20 protein-coding genes are annotated in these 21,348 nt (G+C 43.6%); 9 read left to right on the forward strand and 11 right to left on the reverse strand.

The window, feature by feature from the left end; translation table 11 throughout:
- Positions 1–7: 7 nt before the first annotated feature.
- Both AB3N61_RS13125 and AB3N61_RS13130 read right to left on the reverse strand, forming a co-directional pair.
- Positions 8–883: a CheR family methyltransferase gene (locus AB3N61_RS13125; protein WP_020768922.1), complete on the reverse strand. Its 876-nt coding sequence runs from the start codon at positions 881–883 to the stop codon at positions 8–10.
- A 3-nt stretch (positions 884–886) separates the two neighbouring features.
- Positions 887–1,156, reverse strand: coding sequence for an STAS domain-containing protein (locus AB3N61_RS13130; protein WP_020768761.1), 270 nt, complete (start codon positions 1,154–1,156; stop codon positions 887–889).
- 177 nt (positions 1,157–1,333) lie between these two features.
- On the opposite strand from AB3N61_RS13130, the gene AB3N61_RS13135 reads away from it, so the two are divergent.
- Positions 1,334–2,083 carry a menaquinone biosynthetic enzyme MqnA/MqnD family protein gene (locus AB3N61_RS13135; RefSeq protein WP_020768899.1) on the forward strand — a complete coding sequence of 250 codons (750 nt, stop codon included), beginning with the start codon at positions 1,334–1,336 and terminating at the stop codon, positions 2,081–2,083.
- Between the two features lie 193 nt (positions 2,084–2,276).
- Here the strand turns inward: AB3N61_RS13135 and AB3N61_RS13140 are convergent, their stop codons facing one another.
- The 4 genes from AB3N61_RS13140 to AB3N61_RS13155 all read right to left on the reverse strand — a co-directional run bounded on the left by AB3N61_RS13140 (position 2,277) and on the right by AB3N61_RS13155 (position 7,779).
- Positions 2,277–2,951 (reverse strand): LIC11874 family lipoprotein, encoded by a 675-nt coding sequence (locus AB3N61_RS13140; RefSeq protein ID WP_367897798.1) that lies wholly within the window; start codon positions 2,949–2,951, stop codon positions 2,277–2,279.
- A gap of 92 nt (positions 2,952–3,043) precedes the next feature.
- Entirely contained in the window at positions 3,044–4,399 is a 1,356-nt protein-coding gene (locus AB3N61_RS13145; RefSeq protein ID WP_367897799.1) for an ammonium transporter, read from the reverse strand.
- Positions 4,400–4,458: 59 nt separating this feature from the next.
- On the reverse strand, positions 4,459–6,315 hold the full coding sequence (locus AB3N61_RS13150) for a SpoIIE family protein phosphatase (RefSeq protein WP_020768894.1): 1,857 nt from the start codon (positions 6,313–6,315) through the stop codon (positions 4,459–4,461).
- A 237-nt stretch (positions 6,316–6,552) separates the two neighbouring features.
- Positions 6,553–7,779 carry an alpha/beta fold hydrolase gene (locus AB3N61_RS13155; RefSeq protein ID WP_020768874.1) on the reverse strand — a complete coding sequence of 409 codons (1,227 nt, stop codon included), beginning with the start codon at positions 7,777–7,779 and terminating at the stop codon, positions 6,553–6,555.
- 100 nt (positions 7,780–7,879) lie between these two features.
- Between AB3N61_RS13155 and AB3N61_RS13160 the strand changes: the two genes are divergently transcribed.
- Positions 7,880–8,314 carry a hypothetical protein gene (locus AB3N61_RS13160; protein WP_367897800.1) on the forward strand — a complete coding sequence of 145 codons (435 nt, stop codon included), beginning with the start codon at positions 7,880–7,882 and terminating at the stop codon, positions 8,312–8,314.
- Position 8,315: 1 nt separating this feature from the next.
- Here the strand turns inward: AB3N61_RS13160 and AB3N61_RS13165 are convergent, their stop codons facing one another.
- Together AB3N61_RS13165 and AB3N61_RS13170 are read right to left on the reverse strand one after the other, a co-directional pair.
- On the reverse strand, positions 8,316–9,863 hold the full coding sequence (locus AB3N61_RS13165) for a glycerol kinase 5 (protein ID WP_020768886.1): 1,548 nt from the start codon (positions 9,861–9,863) through the stop codon (positions 8,316–8,318).
- 109 nt (positions 9,864–9,972) lie between these two features.
- Complete coding sequence (locus AB3N61_RS13170; protein WP_020768770.1) at positions 9,973–10,401, reverse strand: host attachment protein; 429 nt, start codon at positions 10,399–10,401, stop codon at positions 9,973–9,975.
- Positions 10,402–10,892: 491 nt separating this feature from the next.
- On the opposite strand from AB3N61_RS13170, the gene AB3N61_RS13175 reads away from it, so the two are divergent.
- From AB3N61_RS13175 to AB3N61_RS13205, 7 genes are all read left to right on the forward strand, one after another.
- On the forward strand, positions 10,893–11,645 hold the full coding sequence (locus tag AB3N61_RS13175; RefSeq protein ID WP_367897801.1) for a hypothetical protein: 753 nt from the start codon (positions 10,893–10,895) through the stop codon (positions 11,643–11,645).
- Positions 11,646–11,713: 68 nt separating this feature from the next.
- A complete protein-coding gene (locus tag AB3N61_RS13180; RefSeq protein ID WP_020768780.1) occupies positions 11,714–12,349 on the forward strand; it encodes an HmuY family protein in 636 nt (211 codons plus the stop codon).
- On the forward strand, positions 12,349–14,841 hold the full coding sequence (locus tag AB3N61_RS13185) for a TonB-dependent receptor plug domain-containing protein (protein ID WP_367897802.1): 2,493 nt from the start codon (positions 12,349–12,351) through the stop codon (positions 14,839–14,841). The genes AB3N61_RS13180 and AB3N61_RS13185 overlap by 1 nt, the downstream gene beginning before the upstream one ends.
- Positions 14,842–14,866: 25 nt before the next feature.
- The gene (locus tag AB3N61_RS13190) at positions 14,867–15,721 is read left to right on the forward strand and encodes a heme/hemin ABC transporter substrate-binding protein (protein ID WP_020768908.1); all 855 of its coding nucleotides are present in this window, start codon (positions 14,867–14,869) and stop codon (positions 15,719–15,721) included.
- The gene (locus AB3N61_RS13195; protein ID WP_367897803.1) at positions 15,718–16,848 is read left to right on the forward strand and encodes a FecCD family ABC transporter permease; all 1,131 of its coding nucleotides are present in this window, start codon (positions 15,718–15,720) and stop codon (positions 16,846–16,848) included. The genes AB3N61_RS13190 and AB3N61_RS13195 overlap by 4 nt, the downstream gene beginning before the upstream one ends.
- Positions 16,845–17,702, forward strand: a complete 858-nt coding sequence (locus tag AB3N61_RS13200; protein ID WP_367897804.1) for an ATP-binding cassette domain-containing protein — start codon at positions 16,845–16,847, stop codon at positions 17,700–17,702. Before AB3N61_RS13195 ends, AB3N61_RS13200 begins: the two co-directional genes overlap by 4 nt.
- On the forward strand, positions 17,689–18,774 hold the full coding sequence (locus AB3N61_RS13205; protein ID WP_020768881.1) for a hemin-degrading factor: 1,086 nt from the start codon (positions 17,689–17,691) through the stop codon (positions 18,772–18,774). The genes AB3N61_RS13200 and AB3N61_RS13205 overlap by 14 nt, the downstream gene beginning before the upstream one ends.
- Before the next feature lie 56 nt (positions 18,775–18,830).
- Here the strand turns inward: AB3N61_RS13205 and AB3N61_RS13210 are convergent, their stop codons facing one another.
- From AB3N61_RS13210 to AB3N61_RS13220, 3 genes are all read right to left on the reverse strand, one after another.
- Positions 18,831–19,259 (reverse strand): DoxX family protein, encoded by a 429-nt coding sequence (locus AB3N61_RS13210; protein WP_020768845.1) that lies wholly within the window; start codon positions 19,257–19,259, stop codon positions 18,831–18,833.
- Positions 19,260–19,405: 146 nt separating this feature from the next.
- On the reverse strand, positions 19,406–19,978 hold the full coding sequence (locus tag AB3N61_RS13215) for a hypothetical protein (RefSeq protein WP_367897805.1): 573 nt from the start codon (positions 19,976–19,978) through the stop codon (positions 19,406–19,408).
- A 56-nt stretch (positions 19,979–20,034) separates the two neighbouring features.
- Entirely contained in the window at positions 20,035–21,270 is a 1,236-nt protein-coding gene (locus AB3N61_RS13220; protein ID WP_020768902.1) for a metallophosphoesterase, read from the reverse strand.
- Between the last annotated feature and the right edge of the window lie 78 nt (positions 21,271–21,348).

Below are 21,348 nucleotides of genomic sequence, written 5' to 3' on the forward strand. Positions count from 1 at the left end.
ATCAAGATTAAATTATAGGCTTTTTCTGATATACAGTATGACCTAAGAACTTGTACGCTTCCGAGATACCGAATAGAGTTTCGGAATGGCCTATCACCAAAAGCCCTCTATCTTTCAGCACATGTTCGAAATTTTCGAAAATTTTCTTTTGGGTAGGCTTATCGAAATAGATAATCACGTTTCTGCAAAAGATACAATCCATTTTCTCCCGTATCGGATAAGGAGTTTCTAAAAGATTTGCCTTATGAAATTCGATCATGGACTTGATCTCAGGTTTTGCTTGATAGGTGTCCTGATTTTTGCCGGTCAGATCCTTCACTTTTAGAAAATATCTTTTTTTGAGAGTCTCACTGACCGGATCTAAACGATCCGCTTTATAAATTCCTTCTTGAGCGGTTTGTACCACGTTCGTATCGATATCGGATGCATAAATTTTAATATCCCAACCCGGCTTGTGCATAAAATATTCCGCACAAGTGATTGCGATTGAGTAAGGCTCTTCCCCGGTAGAACAAGCGCTGGACCAGATGCGTAGCTGCTTTTTTCCGGACTTCAAAGCCTTCTCCTCTACGGATGGAAAAAAGGTTTCCTTTAAAAATTCGAAATGATGGTTTTCGCGGAAAAAATCGGTTTTATTGGTGGTGATACGATTAATAAGTTCCGTAAGTTCGCTTTGGAAAAACTTACGATCGGCCTGCAGACCTCGGATATATTCCGAAACATTCTGCATCTTATACATTCTGGCCCTGGAATTCAACCTGGATTGGACCATTATCTTTTTATGATCCGCCAGAAATATTCCGGTTTCCTTATACATCAAATCCTTAATGAATTTGAATTCTTCGTCCGTTATCTGAGAAAAACTGGAAAAACTTTCATCCATAAATCAACGAATACCCAATGCCTGGTCCAAAGAGACTAACTTAATAATTTCCAGTAATTTAGGACTGACATTGATCGTTTCCAAAAGAATACCCTGGCCCCGGAGACGATTTGCAAACGCTACCAAAGTCCCTAAAGCGACCGAAGTAATCACCTGCACTTCATCCAGATCCAAAATTACGGATGCAGGATTCCCTTCTACATGTGAATTCAAGTAGGCACGCAAAGCCTCATGATCACCGTTTAGGATCTCATAATCTACTTTGATCAGCATCGGTTCCGAAGGACTCATTCCATAAGATTGGACGAATTGGTCCCTACCTCGGAATACAGTCGGGAAACTGCCTGGAAAAGAAAAGGAAAAACTAATTTTTCTGGCTTAGAAGTGAAGTGTCGTTTTTTTGGTAAATAGGCGGAAAATACGGATCTTTTTTCTGGAAAAATACGTTAAGTGAGAATTGGAATCGTCAAACATCTGAATGCCCGTCCCTTAACCTGGGGATTCGAGCAAAATTCAGAACATATAGTCGTACCGGAAAATCCCTCCCTATTAAAGGATTATCTATTACGGGGCCTGGTGGACGTAGGGTTGATCTCCTCGATCGAATGTCTTAGAAACTCCGACGTACTTTCCGTTTCTATGAAAGTTGGGGTCTGCGCCTCCGATCAGGTACGCTCCATAAAGTTTTTCAAAAATAAAAAGGAAGCCTACCCTCCTTACCGAATACTCACAGATAACGGTTCCAGGACAAGTATGGCCTTGGTTAGGGTGTTAGTACATAACGATTCCGGACAATTGCCGGAAGTTGCCCCTACGGATCCAAAGATCATCAAACAGGAGATTTCCATCGGAAGAGGGTCCCATATGCTATTCGGGGACAACGCGTTATTCGCAGAATGGGATCCGGAAGTGTACGATGTAAAAGACCTAGCGGAATGGTGGTATGAAACCACAGGGACTTCGTTCATATTCGCACTTTGGGCCTCTAAAAAACCGTTAGAATTACCTGACAGTTTCTATGAGGATTCCTTAAAATACGGCCTTGCTCATATCGAAGAAATCATCGAAAAAGAATCTAGACTCCCTGCCGACCTGGTCCGAACTTATCTCACCCAAGAACTACATTATGAAATAACGGAAAGCGACCGCAAGGGTTTCGAACTGTTCGGAAAATATTGCAACGACCTAGGGATCTTATAGTAATAGCCGCCCTACCCAACAACGTGGCAGCATCGCATACAAATCCACACATCAAGCTGCCCGGCCCAACAACGTGGCAGCGATTCACAATTCACATCTAAACAAAATCACCCTAAGCACAAGCTTGCCGACGTTGCCCAAAGGGCAATGTGCCGAAGGCCTTGCGGCAAGCACCCAATCTTCACCTAGAAATTTAATAGACGAAGGTGATCCTGTAATCCCAGGACTTATTTCCGAACTTCTCCACAGTATCCGCGAGAGGTAATCTATAAACCAGCCTCCCTAAACCTTGTTCTCCTCGGTTCGTATAACAAACGGAAGTGATCGGGAAATTCACTTTAAAATTGAGTGCATTTCCTCGGATGAGTCTTAAAGTTTCACTCAGGATCTTTTTCTCTCCGTCCATCTGCATGGATTCCAAGGATTTGCTGATAGAAGGAAATTCTCTTTTGATATAGATCGTATTGGCCTTTTCTTTTTTGATCTGAACGTTTCCGAGAAGTACATTTTCCAATTGAGAAATGTCCGTAAAATCAACCTTGTAAGTGACTTTTGCTTTTTCTCGGAATGCGCCAGGCTCGGCTTCGGAACTTTCTAATTTTTGAAAGGTATAATCTTTTAATATGAGGCTTTTGGAAAAAAATCCTTTATTCAATCGGTTTTGGATCTCTTCTTTTCTGGTGGGAAGGAATTTGATCAATGATTCTTCCGACTTACGTTTGGTCGGAACCACATAAGAGATTTCCAAAGTGCCGCTTAAGTTGGAATTGATAGTGAGAGTCTCTTCGTATTCGAAACATCCGAATAAAAGAAAACAGAGTAAAAAAAGTGATTTCTGGAAGAAGCGGATGGAAAAGCCCGATCGCATACCTCAATTCGCACGGAACCTTTCTTTTTCGTCAACGGTAAAAGAAAAAACCCCCGCAGTCGACCGCGGAGGTTTTCACATATTCGAAAGTCTTATTTGGAAATCGGGTATGCTTCGTTTCCGTGTTCCAGAATATCCAGACCTTGGATCTCTTCGTCTTCGGAAACTCTTAAACCGATAGTGAATCTGAGCGCAAAGAAGATTAATAAACTCGCTCCGAATGCCCAAATAAATCCGATCCCTACTCCTTGGAGCTGAACCAATAATTGGTCAATTCCACCGCCGAAGAATAGACCGTTCACTCCGCCGAAAGCTTCCTCAGCGAATAGGCCGGCAGCGATGGTTCCCCATGCTCCACAGACACCATGAACGGATACCGCTCCTACAGGATCGTCTACTTTGATCTTATCAAAGAATAACACGCTGAATACTACAAGCACCCCGGCAACCAGTCCGATGATGATCGCTGAACTAATACTGACGTTCGCACAAGGTGCAGTGATCGCCACAAGTCCCGCCAAAGCGCCGTTTAAGGTTAGACCTATGTCCGGCTTTTTGAAAAGGATCCAGGTAACCAACATGGAAGAAACCGCACCTGCGGCCGCCGCAAAGTTAGTCGTAACAGCTATGATAGCAAAGGTTCCTCCACCAACGGAAGTAGTGGATCCCGGGTTAAAACCGAACCAGCCTAACCAAAGAATAAAAACCCCGAGAGCCGCGATCGTCATATTATGACCTAAGATAGGAAGGACTTTTCCGTCTTGGTATTTTCCCAGACGAGGTCCAAGCACTATGGTTCCTGCAAGTCCTGCCCAGCCGCCTACGGAGTGCACCACGGTGGAACCTGCAAAGTCTATAAATCCTGCTTCTACCAAATAACCTTTATTATCCGGATCGAATAGGTTGGACCATGCCAAAGAACCGAAGATCGGATACACAAAAGCAGTAATCAATACGGAGAAGATCACGTAATCCACGAACTTGGTCCGTTCCGCCATAGCTCCCGAAACGATGGTCGCAGCAGTTCCTGCAAACACCAATTGGAATATGAAGAATGTGAACTTGCCCGGATCAGGTTTCCCGTCTACGACCAAAAGACTGTCGGCCAAAGATATGGAACCGAATCCGAAACCGCTAATCATCTGAGGTCCGAACATCATCGCAAATCCGATCAACCAAAACGCCAAAGAGCCCAAGGAGAAGTCCATGAAGTTCTTCATGAGAATATTCACCGTATTTTTGGCTCTTGTAAATCCAGCTTCCACCAAAGCGAAACCGGCCTGCATAAAAAATACCAGAAAGCCTGCTATACAGGTCCATAACCAGTTCGTTTCATCTCTTAAAGTTGCGACTGCGCTCAACGCAGATTCGGCGGTCACCGGGGCTGTATCGTCGGCCCAAATTCCGCTCGAGGCAACGGCGAGCGTAAGTAATACTAATATGCGCATATTTTTCCTAAATCTCCTATATATTTTTCAACACGATCCCTTGAACTTCGCTTTAAAAATTAAACCGCTTCTTTTCTTTGTTCCGAAACGACTAGATCTCCTGATTTTCTTTTTACTAATTCCTCCAGTTTTTTAAGGGAAATTTTTAGATACTCATTCGTAGGCGCACTCTTGATCCCTTGTTGCAGGACCTTGATCGCCTTAGGAGTTTCATTATCTTTCAAATAACATCTCGCCAGCCTTAAGCTGGATTTAGCGTACGTATGGTCGATAGCAAGAGAACGTTTTAACGCTCTCTTCGCTTCCGGGATATTTTCCAATTCATAATACGCTCTGCCTAAAAGATAATGAATGTGCTCGGATTCTTCTCCGCTCGTTTTGATATATTTCTCCAAGAACTGTACGCTCTTTTCGAAATTTCGATCTCTGTAATACATTTTTCCGAGAAGGACTAAACTATCTTTGAGAGATTCATCCATGGAGAAAACTTCCAAAGCTTTGTCGTAAGCCACCTGATCCTTTTTCGCTTTCGCGGCTGACTTTGCGAGAGAAAGCAGGGTCTTCGCTTTTCCAAGCTCGGGATTACATTGAAGTGCGAGCAAGGAAACGTCGTCCCCGTTTCTCACATCTCCCTTATATCTTTTGAATCTTCCGATCAAGGAACCGACTAGATCGGAAACATAGATCTTATCTCTTTGTTCTTCTATAGTGGATTTTTCCTGACGGATCCATTCTATAAAACGTTGGTTTCCTAACTCCTGGCGTTGTTCATTCTTCTGTTCCGTAATACCGTCCGTAGGTAAGAAGAGAATATCTCCAGGAAGGATCCTTCCGTGTTTTTCTTCAAAATTACTTCTTTCTACTTCGAAAATACCGAGAGGAACTCCTTGGGTATCCAGCTCCTCAATTCTTCCATGACCGTTATGGTAATGTAACATTTTTTGGTGAGCGGCATTCACGTAAGAATAAGTATAGTCGCTGTAAACCTTCAAAATGAAAGCGGTGAAATAAGTTCCATCCGGAAGCTGTGGCCGAATGGATTCACCCAACTCGGCCAAAGTTTCGGACAGTCCCATACCAAGGGAAGTACAACGTTGAAATTGGTAGTGGATGGACATGGTGACTAACGCGGCAGGAATACCATGGCCGGAAACATCCACTATGATCGCAGTGATGGAATTCCCTTGTCGAACCACATTAAAGTAGTCTCCGGAAACTTCCGTCATAGGCTCGTAATAAGTCCCGAAATGTAGACCGTTCCAAGGAGAGATCGTAGTCTCTACGATCTGGCTCTGGACGTTACGCCCCATTCTCATATCCCATTCCAATTGTTTCAGGATCTGAGCCTCTCTTTCATTCGCCTGGACCAAACCTTGGATCAGACGAACGCTTGTGATCGCAAGAGCGAGCTGAGAACCTAGAGCTTCTAAGATCTCCAAATCGTCTTCTCTATAGAAAAATTCCGTGTCGGATTCCACGGCAATCGTCCCGAGACAATCTTCTTTGTACATGATCGGAACACACATAACGGCTCGGGTAGTTTCTCCCTCGTCTATGTATTCCGCATGATGTGTTAAGTCCTGAATGAGCAAGGGCATCCGGGTCTTAAAAGTGAACCCAGAATAACCTTCATCCTGGCTCAGATCTCTGCGAGGCGGGATTGTCTCTTTTAAGAAGCGAGAAGGGACCAGAAGATTTCCCTTCCACATCCTGAGAGTGGTATTATCGCACTCGAAAATGTCCTTACAGAGGCTGATTACGATATCGTAAAGTTCCTCTTCCTTATCTGCGTTTGCGAATTCCTTACTGATGTAGAGAAGGATATCGATCTTATTCTTCTCGGTTAAACCACCGACGACCTTCCTTGCTCCGCGAAAATTAACGACTTTTCTTTGCCCAAATTTGAGTTCTATCATGGTCAAGCACCTCTACGTATCCGATTCTGTTTCTCTCTGGATTCGTTTCGCTCTACCGAGTTCTTATGCAATTAGCGTACCAATTCTCCAAATTCACATATTCTGCCTATTTTATAGGACTAACGAGATAGTGTGTATATTATCTAGGCATATTTACATTGAGACATACTTTAGAGCTGGTGAGATAAAAGGAAGAATGCCACTCTTTTAAGGTAGTAAATCAGGGTTTATGTCTTGTTAGGCTCTCACTTTTTGCCGGAATTTTCTTTTTAATTTCAAAAACCAGCTCTGCTTTTTAGAGGTCCCGTATTCTCTTAGGAAAGTTTCTACCTTAGGGAAAACATCGTCTTCCGCCTTCTCCGCAAGGATCAAACAGCCGTGACCATAATCGTCGCTGGCTCCTTCTTCCTTAGAGATTACGTGAAATTTTTTTATCTTTGTTCCTGCTCTTTCGTATACGGATCGTACAGTGTCAGGCGTTGCGATTGCATCATTTGCACCCGCAATAAAAAGACTCGGAACGGTGATCTCTTTCTGAAGATCTATATAATCGTAAAATCCGTTTAGAGAACTCATCTTCTTTGTCTCTATCCAAGACATGAATTGTTCTATCAATCCTTCGCTGATATTTTCGACCGCGTTTTTCATTACCTTTTTAACGGTCCTAGGACGGGTCGCTTTCGGATTATACAGTATCTGATCAATAGGTGTGTAAATTTCCCCGGCAAGCGGAGCGAGCATAGAAGCCCCGAACTTTAGATCCAAAACTTTTCTAGCTCGAGGAAATCTAGAAAGTAGACCGATCAAACTCAATCCTAAATGGTTTAAATTCCCCGGACCACCCAGAGAAACAAAACTTGCGATCCTTTCTTTTTCGGATTTGGATGCGATCCCGAGGTATGAATAGAAGATCATAGCACCCATAGAATGGCCTACCCAATTCACACGTTTATTTTCCGTCAAAGAAAGAACCTTAGAGATGATCGCGGGAACATCGTATTTTACTAAATCATCAAACGTGAAGTCCTCGTATCCTCCCCTACTCTCATGGAAGGAACTCCCCGCGCCTCTCAAAGAAACGGCGAATACCTCGTAACCTCTCAATTTTAGATAATAAGGAAGAGAATGTCTTTTGTCCAAATCGATCACATACTTGTTCGTAGCGATCCCATGTACAACGATCACCGGAGCAAGTTCGGAATTCGGGATGGGAGGAATATGTCTGTGTAATGCAATATTCCATCCATCTTTGGTTTTTGCAAAATGAAGTTCGTCTGCAATATCTTCCTGACCGTATAGACGAGAGAACCAGTCCAATAAAATAGGATATAAAACCAGGACGGCGATCAGAAATAAGGAAAATAGGATCGCAAGCGAAGAAGCGAAGACCGCAAAAAATATGATCGCGAAAAACGTAGTGATCAGATAAAACGGGCCTCTTCTGTTTTTTAGGATTGCGATCACAACAGAGAAAGGTTCACCGAGACAACACGAATGTCAAGTATTCCCAAACATGCTTGCCTGGATTTTTAACCGAATTAAGATGACGAAATAGTTTCTAACAATGGATAAAAAGTTAGATTACAGACTTTATCGTTCTCCCGCCGGCTGGTACAGCATGGTGATTCCAGGCCATTGGCAGAATATTGTGATCGAAGGTATTCCCGCTTTTTTCGAGGAAGATGGTGCAGGTGCCATGCAAGTTTACGCTTTCGAAAATAAAGAAGGTGGATTCGATCCGGAACAGGAACTAGAAAGATATCTTGCGACCCATAAAATAGAATACGTAAGAGAAATGGCTGCTTTCTTCGAAAACAATGAAGGCGCTAAGATCATCGCCTGTGAATTTTTAAAAGAAGACGGAAGACATTGGATGGTCTATCTAGTTTCCACTAAAAAAAGAATGATCCTAGTCACTTATAATGGGGACGAGGAGCCTACCGAAGAATTAGCGGAACAATTGACCACCGTGGTCAGCTCAATTCGTATCCAGGAATGATCTAATCTATCTTCAGAGTGGATTGTACCGCTCTATGCCAACGTTCCAACTTCGATTCTCTGAATTTTGGATCCATCTTAGGTTTGAAAATTTTATAACCTCTTTCGAGTTTACTTAATTCCTCTAAATTTTTCCAATAACCGGAACCAAGTCCGGCAAGATAAGCGGCACCCGTTGCGGTCATATCCGGCTCCGGTGCACGTTTTACTTCCACATTACAGAAATCAGCAAGACATTGTAGAAGAATATCCGACTGGGAGACTCCTCCATCCACCATGATGGAGCTTACGTGGACATTCGTGTCCTTTTTGATCCCTTCTAATATATCAAATAAAGATAATGCGATTCCTTCGAGTACCGCTCTTGCCACATGTCTTCTGTGAGTTGCTAAAGAAAGCCCGAATACGGAAGCCTTTGCATTCGGATTAAAATGAGGAAATCTCATCCCGGAGGCAGTCGGAACGAAGATCACTCCTTCCGTGTCGTTTGTTTGAGAAGCGAGTTCGTTCAACACTTTCGGAGTATCGGAAAGACCGATCCCTTTCCCAAGCCAGTCGATCAGAGTCCCCACAGTTCCGGTATAACCCTCTAACATATACGTAGGTTTTCCGCCCAGTCTCCATGCAACCAACGGAAATAAACCTCTTTTGGAAATTTTAGGTTTATCTCCCATATTCATGTCCACAAACGCACCCGAACCTTGGGAAATTTTTACTCCTCCCTTTTCAAAACATGCGTGTCCGAATAGAGCCGCCATCTGATCTCCTACCACCGCCCTGATCGGGATCCCTATACCGAATAGAGAAGGATCCGTAACTCCGAAATCAGCAGACGTATCTTTCACATTCGGAAAAATTTTCGTAGGGATATTGAAGATCCCGCAAAGTGGAGCATTCCACTGTAATTGGAAAGGATTGAACATACCGGTCACCGTAGCATTGGAAGGATCACTCACATGTTCTTTTCCCTTTGTAAGTTTGTATACGAACCAAGTATCTAATGTACCGAAAAGTATCTCTCCCTTCTTGGCTCTTTTTCTTAGTTCAGGATTTTTATCAAGTACCCATTTCAAACGGACCGAGGCATGATCGGTAGTAAACTTGAGCATATAAGTTGCGATCATCATTGGATTGCCCGTGATCGCCCCCAAGATCCTTGAAACGAATTGGATCACTTTCCAAATTTTATTGGAGTTCATCTCCTCTGAAGTTTTACCCGCTCGTACGTCCGCCCAACTGATTAGTTTTGTTAAAGGTTTTCCGCTTTCTTTATCCCAAAGGAGAAAAGAACCTCTTTGGTTGCAGATCCCGAGTGAATCCATATTTGCAGCTTGGAACTTTTTGTTCTTAAAAGTTTTTTTAAGAATGGAAACAAGTGCCTGCCAAAGTTTTTCAGGGTCATGTTCCAATGCGCCAGGTTCACTTATGATCGGAGGAGTTTTTTCATATTGGCGAGAAACAATTCTGCCCTTCTTATCGAATACGATAGCTCGGATCCCGCTTCCACCACTATCGATAGAAAGAATATATTTTTCTTTTAAGGCGGCCATGACTCTCTCCAATTTTTTTACTGAGGTAGAATCCATTAGGATTCGGCTGCGTCAATAAAAAAGCCGCCATGAAGGCGGCCTTAATAATATCGACTCGAATGGATCTTACTTACGCTTGGCTTACAAGCACACTCTTAAGATGATTCATCAAATTTGATTCTTTTTCATGCACGATATCTTTAGGCATCTTATGATAGATCCTTTCCCTGGACTTCTCGTCCAATTTACCTAGGATCATTCCCATAAAGCCCGGCTCGGAAACCAAAATAAAATTAGAGAAAGAGTCCTTCTTTCTTTCCAAGTTCATAAAATCGCAAAGTTTACCGGCAAAAGCCGCAGCCACTCTCTTTTTCGGTTCGCGAAAAAAACCAAAATCCGACCTGGAAGCCTGACCCGCGTCCGTAACTAGATCCGAATTTCTCAGTCTTCCTTCGGGATTTTCCATCATTTGCACCAGCTTCAAACCGTTAGTCGGTCCTTGGTATTCGAAAATTTTTGCCTCACTTCGGTTTGCAACCACCACCCATTTTTTCTTCATACTGTACCCTCCTATTTATGAAACTTTCCGCCACCGAAAGGTTCGGAATTCGGCGAAGGTAGTTTTAACCCAAAGAGAGAGAGCTATCAATTACTTTTCCCAAAACCTTCTACTTTCATGAAAAAGATCAGAAACAAATTTTGTTTAATAAATCCATAACGATCGTTTTGATAAAATACGGATACTTTCGAAAATAAAAAGATTAGAAAAATGAAATATACTTCCTGTGATAAAGTGGAATCTCTCTAAACCCAAAAAAACCGCGGAACATAGCCCGGTCCGCAGACAAATATCAATCGAAAACACACCCAGAATCTATTGTTTCGCGGGAATTCTTTGGTGGACTTTTCAGCATCGCTTCTGAGAATTGTTCTCATTCTTGGTTGACAGATCCCGATAGGTTTTGATTTTGAGTTTTAGACTCATTTCGAAACCTAAATACAGAAAACATGACTCCTACTAATGAGAATTGAGTCTCAACAGGAGAAACCATGAAACGGAACACAACCAAGACGCTATTGACGATGATTCTAGGAATATCCTTCTTAATGAATTGCGACCAAGGTTCGAAAGAGTCGAATGCCGCTCTAGTGCTCGGGGCCATAAACAGTACCTGCGTAGACGCAGCAGTTGCAGATGATGAGATCGCGGAAACCGCAATCACTGCAGGAATCAACACTTTCCAATTGATTTCCATTCCAACGGCAGGTGCAGCAAGACATATCAGATTAGAAGGAGCATTGATCCAAGCCCTTAGTGGACATGGAACCATCTACCTTGCCACAGGATATACGGATGGTTTGGCAGGTACTTCTAGCACGCCTACTACAACAGCAGGCGACGGAAGACTCGTATTGAACATTTACCAAGGTGGACCTATGGTTTACGCAGGCTATTCTGCAACCACAGCCTACGGAACGGACGATGGAACTGCAACTGCGGCACTCGGTGGAACTGGAACTAGCCTGTTTTCCTCCTTCACGTCCACTGCAAGCGATGTTTGTTTCGATATCAGCGCGGACACTACTCCAAAGGTTACCGTTTGGGGAAGTGGATACAAAGGTGCGAACTGTAAGAAAAGATGTACTCTTACAGAGTCCAATGCGATCATCAATAAAGCGGATTGGCCAAGCGGCGCCGGGATTGGCTCCACAGGCAGCACGAGCACATATTACAAAACCGGTAGCTCTGCTTCCGGGGTAACTGCGACTAAGGTTGTGACATACAGCACTACTGCGCTTTAAGAATTTTAGGCGGCCGGTTTCGGCCGCCTATTGTCATTATATTTTTTGAGTAACGGGGGTATTCTATAATGAAAACTTTATATTCAATTTTCATTATTCTCATGGCGACTTTAACTGTTTTCTGCGGGCCTAGCACCGGAGGAGACGACGGTCTTGCGATTTTAGCCGCATTGGAAGAAGGCGGAGGATGTATCAAGGCTCCCGGCGAAACGACTACAACAGGTTCCGGGACTTTTACCACCGTAGTTAACGCAACTGCCAGCGGCTGTTGGGTATATATAAACCTAAAGGCAGGCGGAGTAGAGACTACCAAGTCCGGTAGCTGGGATATGAGATTCAAAAGGTTCGTAATGGGAACGAATAGCGGGACCAGTGGAACTGGAAACGGAGGCTCTTGTAGGGTCGGAGACGGTGATCCTGCAACCGATATCAATGACGTGACGATAGGCGGATGTACGATCGAACTCGATTCGATCCAATCTCAAACCGGTGGAGGCGGATTCGGAACGGCAACCGAAAGTGCCAGTCCTTCTTTATGGACCTGGTACAATTATAACGGCACCACTCATGTTCTTACCCCCCATCCAATCGGATATCTGATCCAAGGCTCGGATGGAACTAGCAACTTTGCCGTAGAGATCACCGACTATTACGACAATGCAGGCACAAGCGGATTTCCCACATTTATCTGGAAGGAACTTTGATGGGGAAGAGCAAACCTTCTTCCTTTCCTAAAATTCTTTGCCTGATCTTATTTTCAGGTTTATGTTTTTTAGGAGTTCCTATCTTCTCCCAAGGAGAAGTTCTTCCCGAAAAAAAGACGGAGGAGAAAAAAGAAGATCCTAATAAATCCAAAGTAAATCAGGAAGCCGGAAAGGAAATTAGTAATGGGAATAACGATAGAGGGTCTATCATCACCGTTACCGGTACTCGTAGAAAGGGTTTTTTAAAAGATTCCACCATCACTACGGAAGTGATCACCAGAAAAGATATAGATGCCATGGGCGCGAGAGACATCTCCCAAACTCTGGGTAACGTTCCCGGGATAGAAGTTCGTCCCGCTCAAGCAGGAGAAAGAGGATCCACAGTTCGTTTGCAAGGTCTTGCAGGCCAAAACGTTCTGATCCTAGTAGACGGACAGAGGACCACTGGACGGTTCAGCGGCTCCATAGACTTAACCAGATTTAAAGCGGAAGATATAGAAAGGATAGAGATCGTAAAAGGTGCGTCATCCGCACTTTACGGTTCGGATGCGATCGCGGGTGTGATCAATATCATCACTAAGGAGCAAAAAGATCCGTACTCTGCGAATTTTAGGACATTTATGGGAGGAGGAAATCCTCTTTATTACGGTACCGGAACGGAATTCCGTAACTATGCATCTGTGGGAGTCCGTAAAGGAATCGTTTCCACTAATTTTACCGCAGGTTGGCATAGAGGAGACGGTTACGATCTAACTCCGGATGCCACCTTAGGTCCTAAAAACGGAAGGATAGAAAGCCTTTCGCCTAGTTATTCCCCCTTCCCCACCGACACCCCACTTTGGACCAAACTTTATATTTTTCGCAGAAGACTACCTTATGAAGGCCCTCTAGAATCCACTTCAGGGAGTGCATTCGAAGATATAAACGTTTCCAATAAGACCACTTTCGAGGTCTCCGAAACATTTAAGATAGGTTTCCAATTCTATTATAGATATCTGAACCAAAATGCGGTAGATGCTGTTCCTCCAAGAGGAGTATACGATAGAAGCAATAAAACTCACGACTTCATGGGTGCCGTCAACGCGGATTGGGAAATAACAAAAACTTTAAACTTAAACGTAAACACAAACTACGCCAGATTTTTCGATACCTACACATACGACCAAAGAAAGTCGGACGCCCAAGATAGAAGAGAGAAGTTAGACAACGCGGTCACGGAAGTCAGAACCCGTTTAGATCATAAAATCTCCGACGGACATGTGATCTCTTACGGAGCGGAAACTTTGATAGACCAATTCTCTTCCGCCAGGATCGCCCCGGATTGTAAGAGAAATTTTCCGTATATCTGCGCGAGTGATATTCTCGGGGGAACGGATCCGTACCAAACCCAAAACGGATACGCCCAAAGACAAAGAAATGCATTTTATGTGCAGGACGAATGGAGAGTATCCAGCGCACCTAGGATCCAAATTGTACCAGGGATCCGTTCCGACCATGACTCCATTTACGGTGGACAGATCCTCCCTAAATTAGCGGTCCGTTATGATGTGACCGATAAATTCCGTATTAGGGCAGCCAACGGTTTAGGGTATAGGGCTCCCAGCTTCCAGGATCTATATTATAATTTCATAAACCCAGGCGTGGGTTATAGAGTGGCGGGAAATCCGGACCTTAAACCCGAACTTTCTCGCAGTTATAACTTAGGGGGAGAATGGGAACCGAATAAGTTATTCTGGTTCAGCTTTAACTTCTTCTATAATAATATCGATAATTTGATCGGATTTAGGACAAACCCGACCAGGGATGCATCCGGATTACAGATCTTTAATACATCCAATTACCAAAAGGCGCTCACAAAAGGATTCGAATCTTCCGTCACTCTTAGGGTCCATCAGAATGTTTCACTGGGCGGCGGTTATACATATACCGATACTAGGGACGAATTGACCAATCTCCCCCTTGAAGGAAGAGGTTATCATAGATGGAATGCGAATATACGTATAGATCACCAACCTAGCGGATTCAGCTTTTCCTTATTCGCGGTGATATTCGGAAAACAACCTTATTACTGTCAAAAAAATCCTCTTTGGTGTGATCCTCAATTGCCTACGGAGTTTTCCGCTCTTAGCGCTCAGCTTACTACACAAGCAACGAATACGATCAACGCGTTATTCGGAAGTATTCCGGGCGGGGTCCAAGAATATTGTACAGAAAGAAACATATCCTATTGTACAACTGGACCTACTTACGGAGTGAGAATGGTAAACCCTCATACGAATTTGAATATCAGAGTTTCCCAAAAAATATTAGGGACTTTTGAATTATTCGCAGGTGTGGACAACCTTCTAGACACATTCGACCTTACTTATAATCCGCAAAGACCTAGATTCTATTATGTGGGGATAGATGGACGGTTCAGTGCGGGTGCGGCTCCTGCGGATTATTCTGCGGCGCCGATCCCTTCTTCTTCGCCTATACCGGGGGTCCGGTAAAAACATTTTAAATGAGAGAACCGATATGAAAAAACTCATAACCTTGGCTTTGTTCCTCTGTTTACCTGCATCTATTTTCGCAGAGGCAAAGGATCTTAGGATCGTAACATTAAACGGAACAGTTTCCGAAATCGTTTTTGCATTAGGGAAAGGTAAATTAGTAGTGGGTAATGACACTTCTTCCCTTTATCCTCCGGAAGCTTTAGCGCTTCCTAAAGTAGGTTATCAAAGAGCTCTTTCAGCGGAAGGTATTCTTTCCTTAAAACCGAATCTGATCCTTGGACTAGAATACGCAGGTCCCCCTGAAGTGATCGAACAACTCAAATCAGCCGGCATAAAAGTGATCATTTATCCCGGATCACCCGGAGTGGAACCTGCATTGAATAATATTCTCGCTATCGGAAAAGACATCGGAGCGGAAAAAGAAGCTCAAAAGATCGTGCAAGATATCCGCAAAAAACATTCCAAAATTGCGGAGAAGGTTTCCAAATTAAAATCCAAACCGAAAGTACTATTCGTATATCATAGAGGAACTAGCCTCGCGCAAGTGTCCGGTACGGAAACTCCCGCGGATGAAATGATCCGGCTCGGAGGAGGGATCAATGCGGTGAACGGTTTCAAAGGTTTTAAACCGATCACGCCGGAAGCCGTAATCGCGGCACAACCTGATATCATCCTAATTCCAAGCAGAGGTTTAGAAAGTCTTGGCGGGAAAGACGGAGTATTCTCCCTTCCCGGTGTGAAAGATACCCCTGCCGGAAAAAAAGCGAGAGTGGTTTCGATAGACGATCTAGTTCTTTTAGGTTTCGGACCTAGACTTGGTCAGGGTATCGAGGAATTATTCGAATCATTCCATTCTAAAACTTCTGAGAAAAAATGATTGTACCCTCTCCGGAAACATCCTCTCCTATAATAAAAAATTCAGGGGAAGAAAAGAAGAAAAAAAAAGGACGTAAGGTCCCGCCGATCCTCGTATTTATAGTGTTAGCTGTCGGACTTTTCGGGATAGGAATACTTTCCCTTAAATTCGGATCGATACAACTTTCTATGGGAGAGATCCTGAAAGTATTGCTTCTAGGACAAGACTCCTTATCCGAATTGGAGGTCCCGTATTCCGTTCTCGTTTGGAATTTGAGAATGCCTAGGCTCTTATTATCTATGATAGTCGGAGCCTGCCTTGCTTCCGCTGGAGTTTGTATTCAAGGACTATTTCGAAATCCGTTAGTCGAACCGGGATTTATTGGAGTGAGCCCCGGAGCGGCATTAGCGGCTTCCACTTGGATCGTTTTTTCCGAAAAGATACTCACTTTTTTCCCCCCTGAATTAAAAGGAAAAGAAAGTTACCTTCTACAGTTATTCGCCTTTTGCGGAGCGCTTGCCGTTTCTTTCTTCTTACATTTGGTCTCCAAAAGAGAAGGAGGCGGGTTCTCCTTAGTTTTAGTTTTGGCAGGGATCGCGGTGAATGCGACGGTTGTTTCCCTTTTAGGATTTTTATCCTATCTCGCAGACGACACACAACTTAGGAACCTTACTTTCTGGAGTTTGGGAAGTATGGCAGTCGCAAGTTGGCATAAAATTTATCTGTTAGGTTTTGTACTTCTCATCGTAACGTTTTTCTTTCCGGTACTCGCCAGAGGTTTGGACGCTTTGGCCTTAGGAGAAGCGGAAGCTTTTCACACGGGTTTTAAGGTAAGAAGGATCCGAAATCTTACCATCGTTCTCGCAAGTCTATTAGTCGGCGTAAGTATTTCGATCTGTGGAAATATCGCGTTCGTAGGTTTGATTGTACCGCATATTCTAAGAACGGTTTTAGGACCAGGCCATAAAACGTTACTCCCTGCTTCATTATTCGGAGGAGCATTGCTGATGGCGATAGCGGACCTAGCGGCACGAACTGTTGCCTTTCCTTCCGAACTTCCGATCGGAATCATCGCAGCCGGTATAGGTGGTCCATTCTTCCTATTCTTAATCCTGCAAGCAAAACGTAGAGAAGGAGAATTCAGATGAGTCTCGTATTGTCGGACGTTTCCTTATCCAGAGGCGGAAGGTTCCTATTATCGGGGATTAACTTAAGTTTGTATCCGGGTGAACTTTTAATCGTGCTCGGTCCGAACGGGGCCGGAAAATCCACCTTATTAAAATTATTTTCCGGAGAAATATCGCCGGACAAAGGATTGGTGCTATTGGATGGGATCCCTTTGTCCGAGTACGATTCCGAAGACCTAGCGTTCCGCAGAAGTGTTCTCTCCCAAGAATCCGAGATCCATTTTCCGTTTATCGCGGATGAGATCGTTCGTATGGGAAGGTCCTGCTCCAAATTAAGAGTTCCTAAACCGTTAGAAGATCGGATCACTGAAGATGCTTTTCATGCGGTTCACCTTGGAGATAGAGAAAGATTCCAAACCTATAATAAACTTTCGGGCGGCGAAAAACAAAGGACCCAGATGGCCAGGGTCCTAGTCCAAGACAAGGAACCTACCCAAAGAGAAAGTTATGTTCTTTTGGACGAGCCGGGGGCATCTTTAGATCCGAACAGAATCCATTCTTTATTAGAAAAAGCGAAACAACTCAGTAAAGAAGGAAGAGGAGTACTCTGCATACTTCATGACCTGAACCTAGCTTTGAGATATGCGGATCGGATCGCAGTATTAAAAGAAGGTAAAATACTGGAGGACGGAGTTCCGGAGAATATACTGGACGAAAAATTTGTCTTAGAACATTTCCGCTTGCGAACTAAAAAGATACCTTTCCCGGAAGGAGGGCATTATCTCATACCCCTCGGTCCCGCAGAAACACACGCTACAAACAACCTGCCCTATTCAATAGATGCTAAAGGAGTAAAAGAAAATGTCCATCGCTGAATCGTTAGAAATCGAGAATATCATCAAAGATTGGAAACAGATCAAAGAAACACAACCTCGTCTTAGAATGAGAGAGATCGCTTCCCAACTCAAAACTTCGGAAGGCGGATTATTGGCCGCCTCCGAGATCTCCAAAGCGGAAGGATTTCCTCAAGTTACTTCCCTACAAACCAATTGGGGAGAATTATTCGCCAGATTCGGAGAATTGGGGCATGTAATGGTCCTGACTCGTAATGAGGCTTGTGTACATGAAAGAAAAGGAATATTCGAAAAAGTGAGTTCCGGTCCGGGACATATCTTAGTCGTTGGTCCGGATATCGACCTCAGGCTTTTTCCCGGGATTTGGAAATTCGGATTTTCCGTGGAAGAACCTAAACAAGATTCGGTTCAAAGATCCTTTCAGTTCTTCAACGAGAAGGGAGAAGCGATGTTCAAACTTTTCCTTACGGACAAATCGAACGTATCCGCTTGGGAAAAACTAAGATCGGAATTCCAAAACGGATCTCCCGACTTCTCCTCTTTATTCTCCTCAGAAACTAAAATTGAAACTTCCATTCTAGAGAACAAAGAACTTAAGGAAGAAACCAAAACCGAATTCCTGAACGATTGGGGAAAATTGGAAGATACCCATGAATTTTTCTCTCTATTAAAAAAACATGGTATTTCCAGGATCCAATCTATGGAAATTGCGAATGGTAAATTCACTAAACCCGTAGAGACAAAAGCCGTGTTACGAATGTTGGAAATGGCATCCTTGGACAGAACACCGATCATGGTTTTTGTAGGAAACCCCGGTTCCATCCAGATCCATACGGGAGAAGTCACAAATATTAAGGTTTTAGAATCTTGGTGGAATGTTCTGGATCCTGAATTCAACTTACATTTAAGATCCGATCTGATCTCTAAAGTGTATATAGTGGATAAACCTTCCAAAGACGGCGTGATCCATTCCATGGAAGTATACGACGCAAACGGTGAACTAATCGTTCAGTTTTTCGGGAAAAGGAAACCGGGACAACCGGAAAGAACGGACTGGGTCGGCCTATTAGACAAGGTGTCTGTACCCGCTTAAAAAGCAGGACCGTTAGCTCTTTTAGAATACGTCCAAAGAGCTAACGAAATTCTCCCTTAAACACTCTTATGCGTTTCTATATAGAAATCGGCCGAGATACGTCCGGAACCATACAAAGAAAAGTGTAAAAGTAAAAGTAGAATCATGGATGCATAAGGTAGATTTGATCCAGGGGATACAAAACCTTCTCTTGCATGAATGAACAAAACTGCCCCGACTAGAACAGGCAATTGTAAAATCGCTGAAAATCTAGTCAGAAGTCCGACCATCAACAGCACACCACCGCAAATGTGAGCAATCACAATATAATGAGCGAGCAATGTGGAAGCATAAGGAGCGTTATTCAGTTCCATGAGTCGGATAAGTGCATCCGTATCCGCAAGGAACGCCAACCCCTTATACACAAGAACCCCGCCTAAATACACGCGGACCATATCGATCCACCAATCCCGATGAGTCTCTAACCAATCATGCCATTTTTCCATACGGACCTCCGTCCTGTGATGGAACATTCTATCTTTCTTTTTTTGAAAATCAAGACCTCTTGTAAAAAAGAGATCCTATATAATCGAACAATCGTTTATTAATATATGTGTAAACTCATCCGAAAGGATTATCGTTTAAAAAAAGCCTATTTGCAGAATAACTTTCTATTTTCCAATCTGCATTTTTTCGTTTTGCCCGCTTTCGTATACTTACCGTTCCCATTACCTTCTTGCGTAAACGATCCGGTAAAAACGGAACCGTCCCGAAACACATAACGTCCTGAGCCTGATTTTTTATCTTCGGACCAATTACCTTCGTATCTATCTCCGTCAGAATACGCTAAGGTTCCCCAACCTTCTCGCATCTCCCCCACAAATCTACCCGAGTAAACGTCTTTGGTATCGTAAACATAGATACCTTCCCCGTTCCTACAATTTCCTTTTTTACATCCCGGAGAGCCGCTTGCAAAAGATCTAAGGCTGACTCCCGGACTCGGTTCCGGTTTCCTTTCGATCGGTTTGCCATCCGCATCCTCATCAAAATATTCTCTGGAAGAAAGATCAGATTCCTGATCCCTATCATCCGCTTTCTTTTTTGGTTTTAATCTTTCGATCTCCGGGTTGGATTTCGGTTTCGGTTTGGAACAATTGGAAAAGAAGAAGGAACTGGAAAATAGGAATACGGATAAGACGGTCGAACTGAAAATCTTTTTGATCATTCTGGATCCCGGATTCCCTACAGAGAGCCCGGGAAGTTCAGAATGTCAATAAAGTTCTAAGACTGTTTTTCCAAAACAAGCAGAGTGATCTCGGAAGGAGCTCCTATTCGCAACGGAGGTCCCCAATATCCGGTTCCCCTGCTCACGTAAAGTTGGGTATCTTCCCATTTGCTCAAACCCGCCACGAACTTTTGGAACAGATGAATAAACACATTTCCGGGAAAGTATTGGCCTCCATGAGTATGACCGGAAAGTTGTAGATCGTAACCCACCCTTGCCGCCTCAAAAATAGAATTCGGTTGGTGTGCAAGCAGCACCTTATAATGAGCCTCTTCCGTTCCGAGAGAAGCCTGCATAGGATCAGTCTTATGACCGGGGATGATCGTGTGAGCCTTATAGTCGGTCACACCTGCAACAGCTATCTTAGCACCGTTATGATCAATTAGTTTATTCTGATTTAATAATACGTGTATTCCAAGATCTTCCAGTTCCCGGATCCATGCGATCACTCCGGAATAATATTCATGGTTCCCTGTCACAAAGAATGTGCCATATTTGGATTCCAGGTCTTTCAACGGAGAAACATGATGTTTCAGCATATTTACCGTTCCATCCACCAGATCCCCGGTGATAGCAACCAGATCAGGTTCTAACGAATTTGTCCTAGAAACAACTCCTTCTAAAAAATTCCCTTTGATCGTAGGTCCGATATGGATATCCGAGAGTTGTGCGATCTTAAATCCATGCAAACCGTCAGGGAGATCCTTTACCTTGATCTTCACATGTTTAACCCTAGGTGTTTTTTTCGCCTGGTAAAATCCGAAAACGGTTAAACCGCCTGCGATCCCCAAAAGGGTAAAAGAAGAGATTCTGGCTAAAAATTCCCCTCTTCCGAATTTTTCTCCCGCGAACAATACCTCGGTCCGAGTAGATGCGACGGAAATACTACCCGATTGCAGAAGATCCGAAAGATAAATTACACCTTTCCAAACCAAGTTTCCCAGGTCCCTAAAAACCACAAAAGATACGAGGATGGTCGCAAACCCCAAAGTAGTGAAAGCGGAATACGCCCAGAACTTCTGTAATCGGGTTTCCTTATAAAAGATACTTAAAAGATAAGCGCTAGGGGTGAGAAGGACCAGAAAAACCACTCCGATCCAGAGCAAAACCGTTTCAAAACTTTCGAGTTCGAAAGGTTCGATTAAACGACTGGTCGCATAAGAATAACCTATTAAAAGAATTACGGTAAAAACGCTGAGAAAAATCAATAACCTTTGCAAATCGAACTCCATCCATCGGACTAATATATCCGACCGAAAAAAGGAGTAAGAGTTCCGCTAAAAACCGCCTTTCTCACATTTTGTTCCTAC

Source organism: Leptospira sp. WS58.C1 (genome assembly GCF_040833995.1).
GTDB lineage: Bacteria > Spirochaetota > Leptospiria > Leptospirales > Leptospiraceae > Leptospira_B > Leptospira_B cinconiae.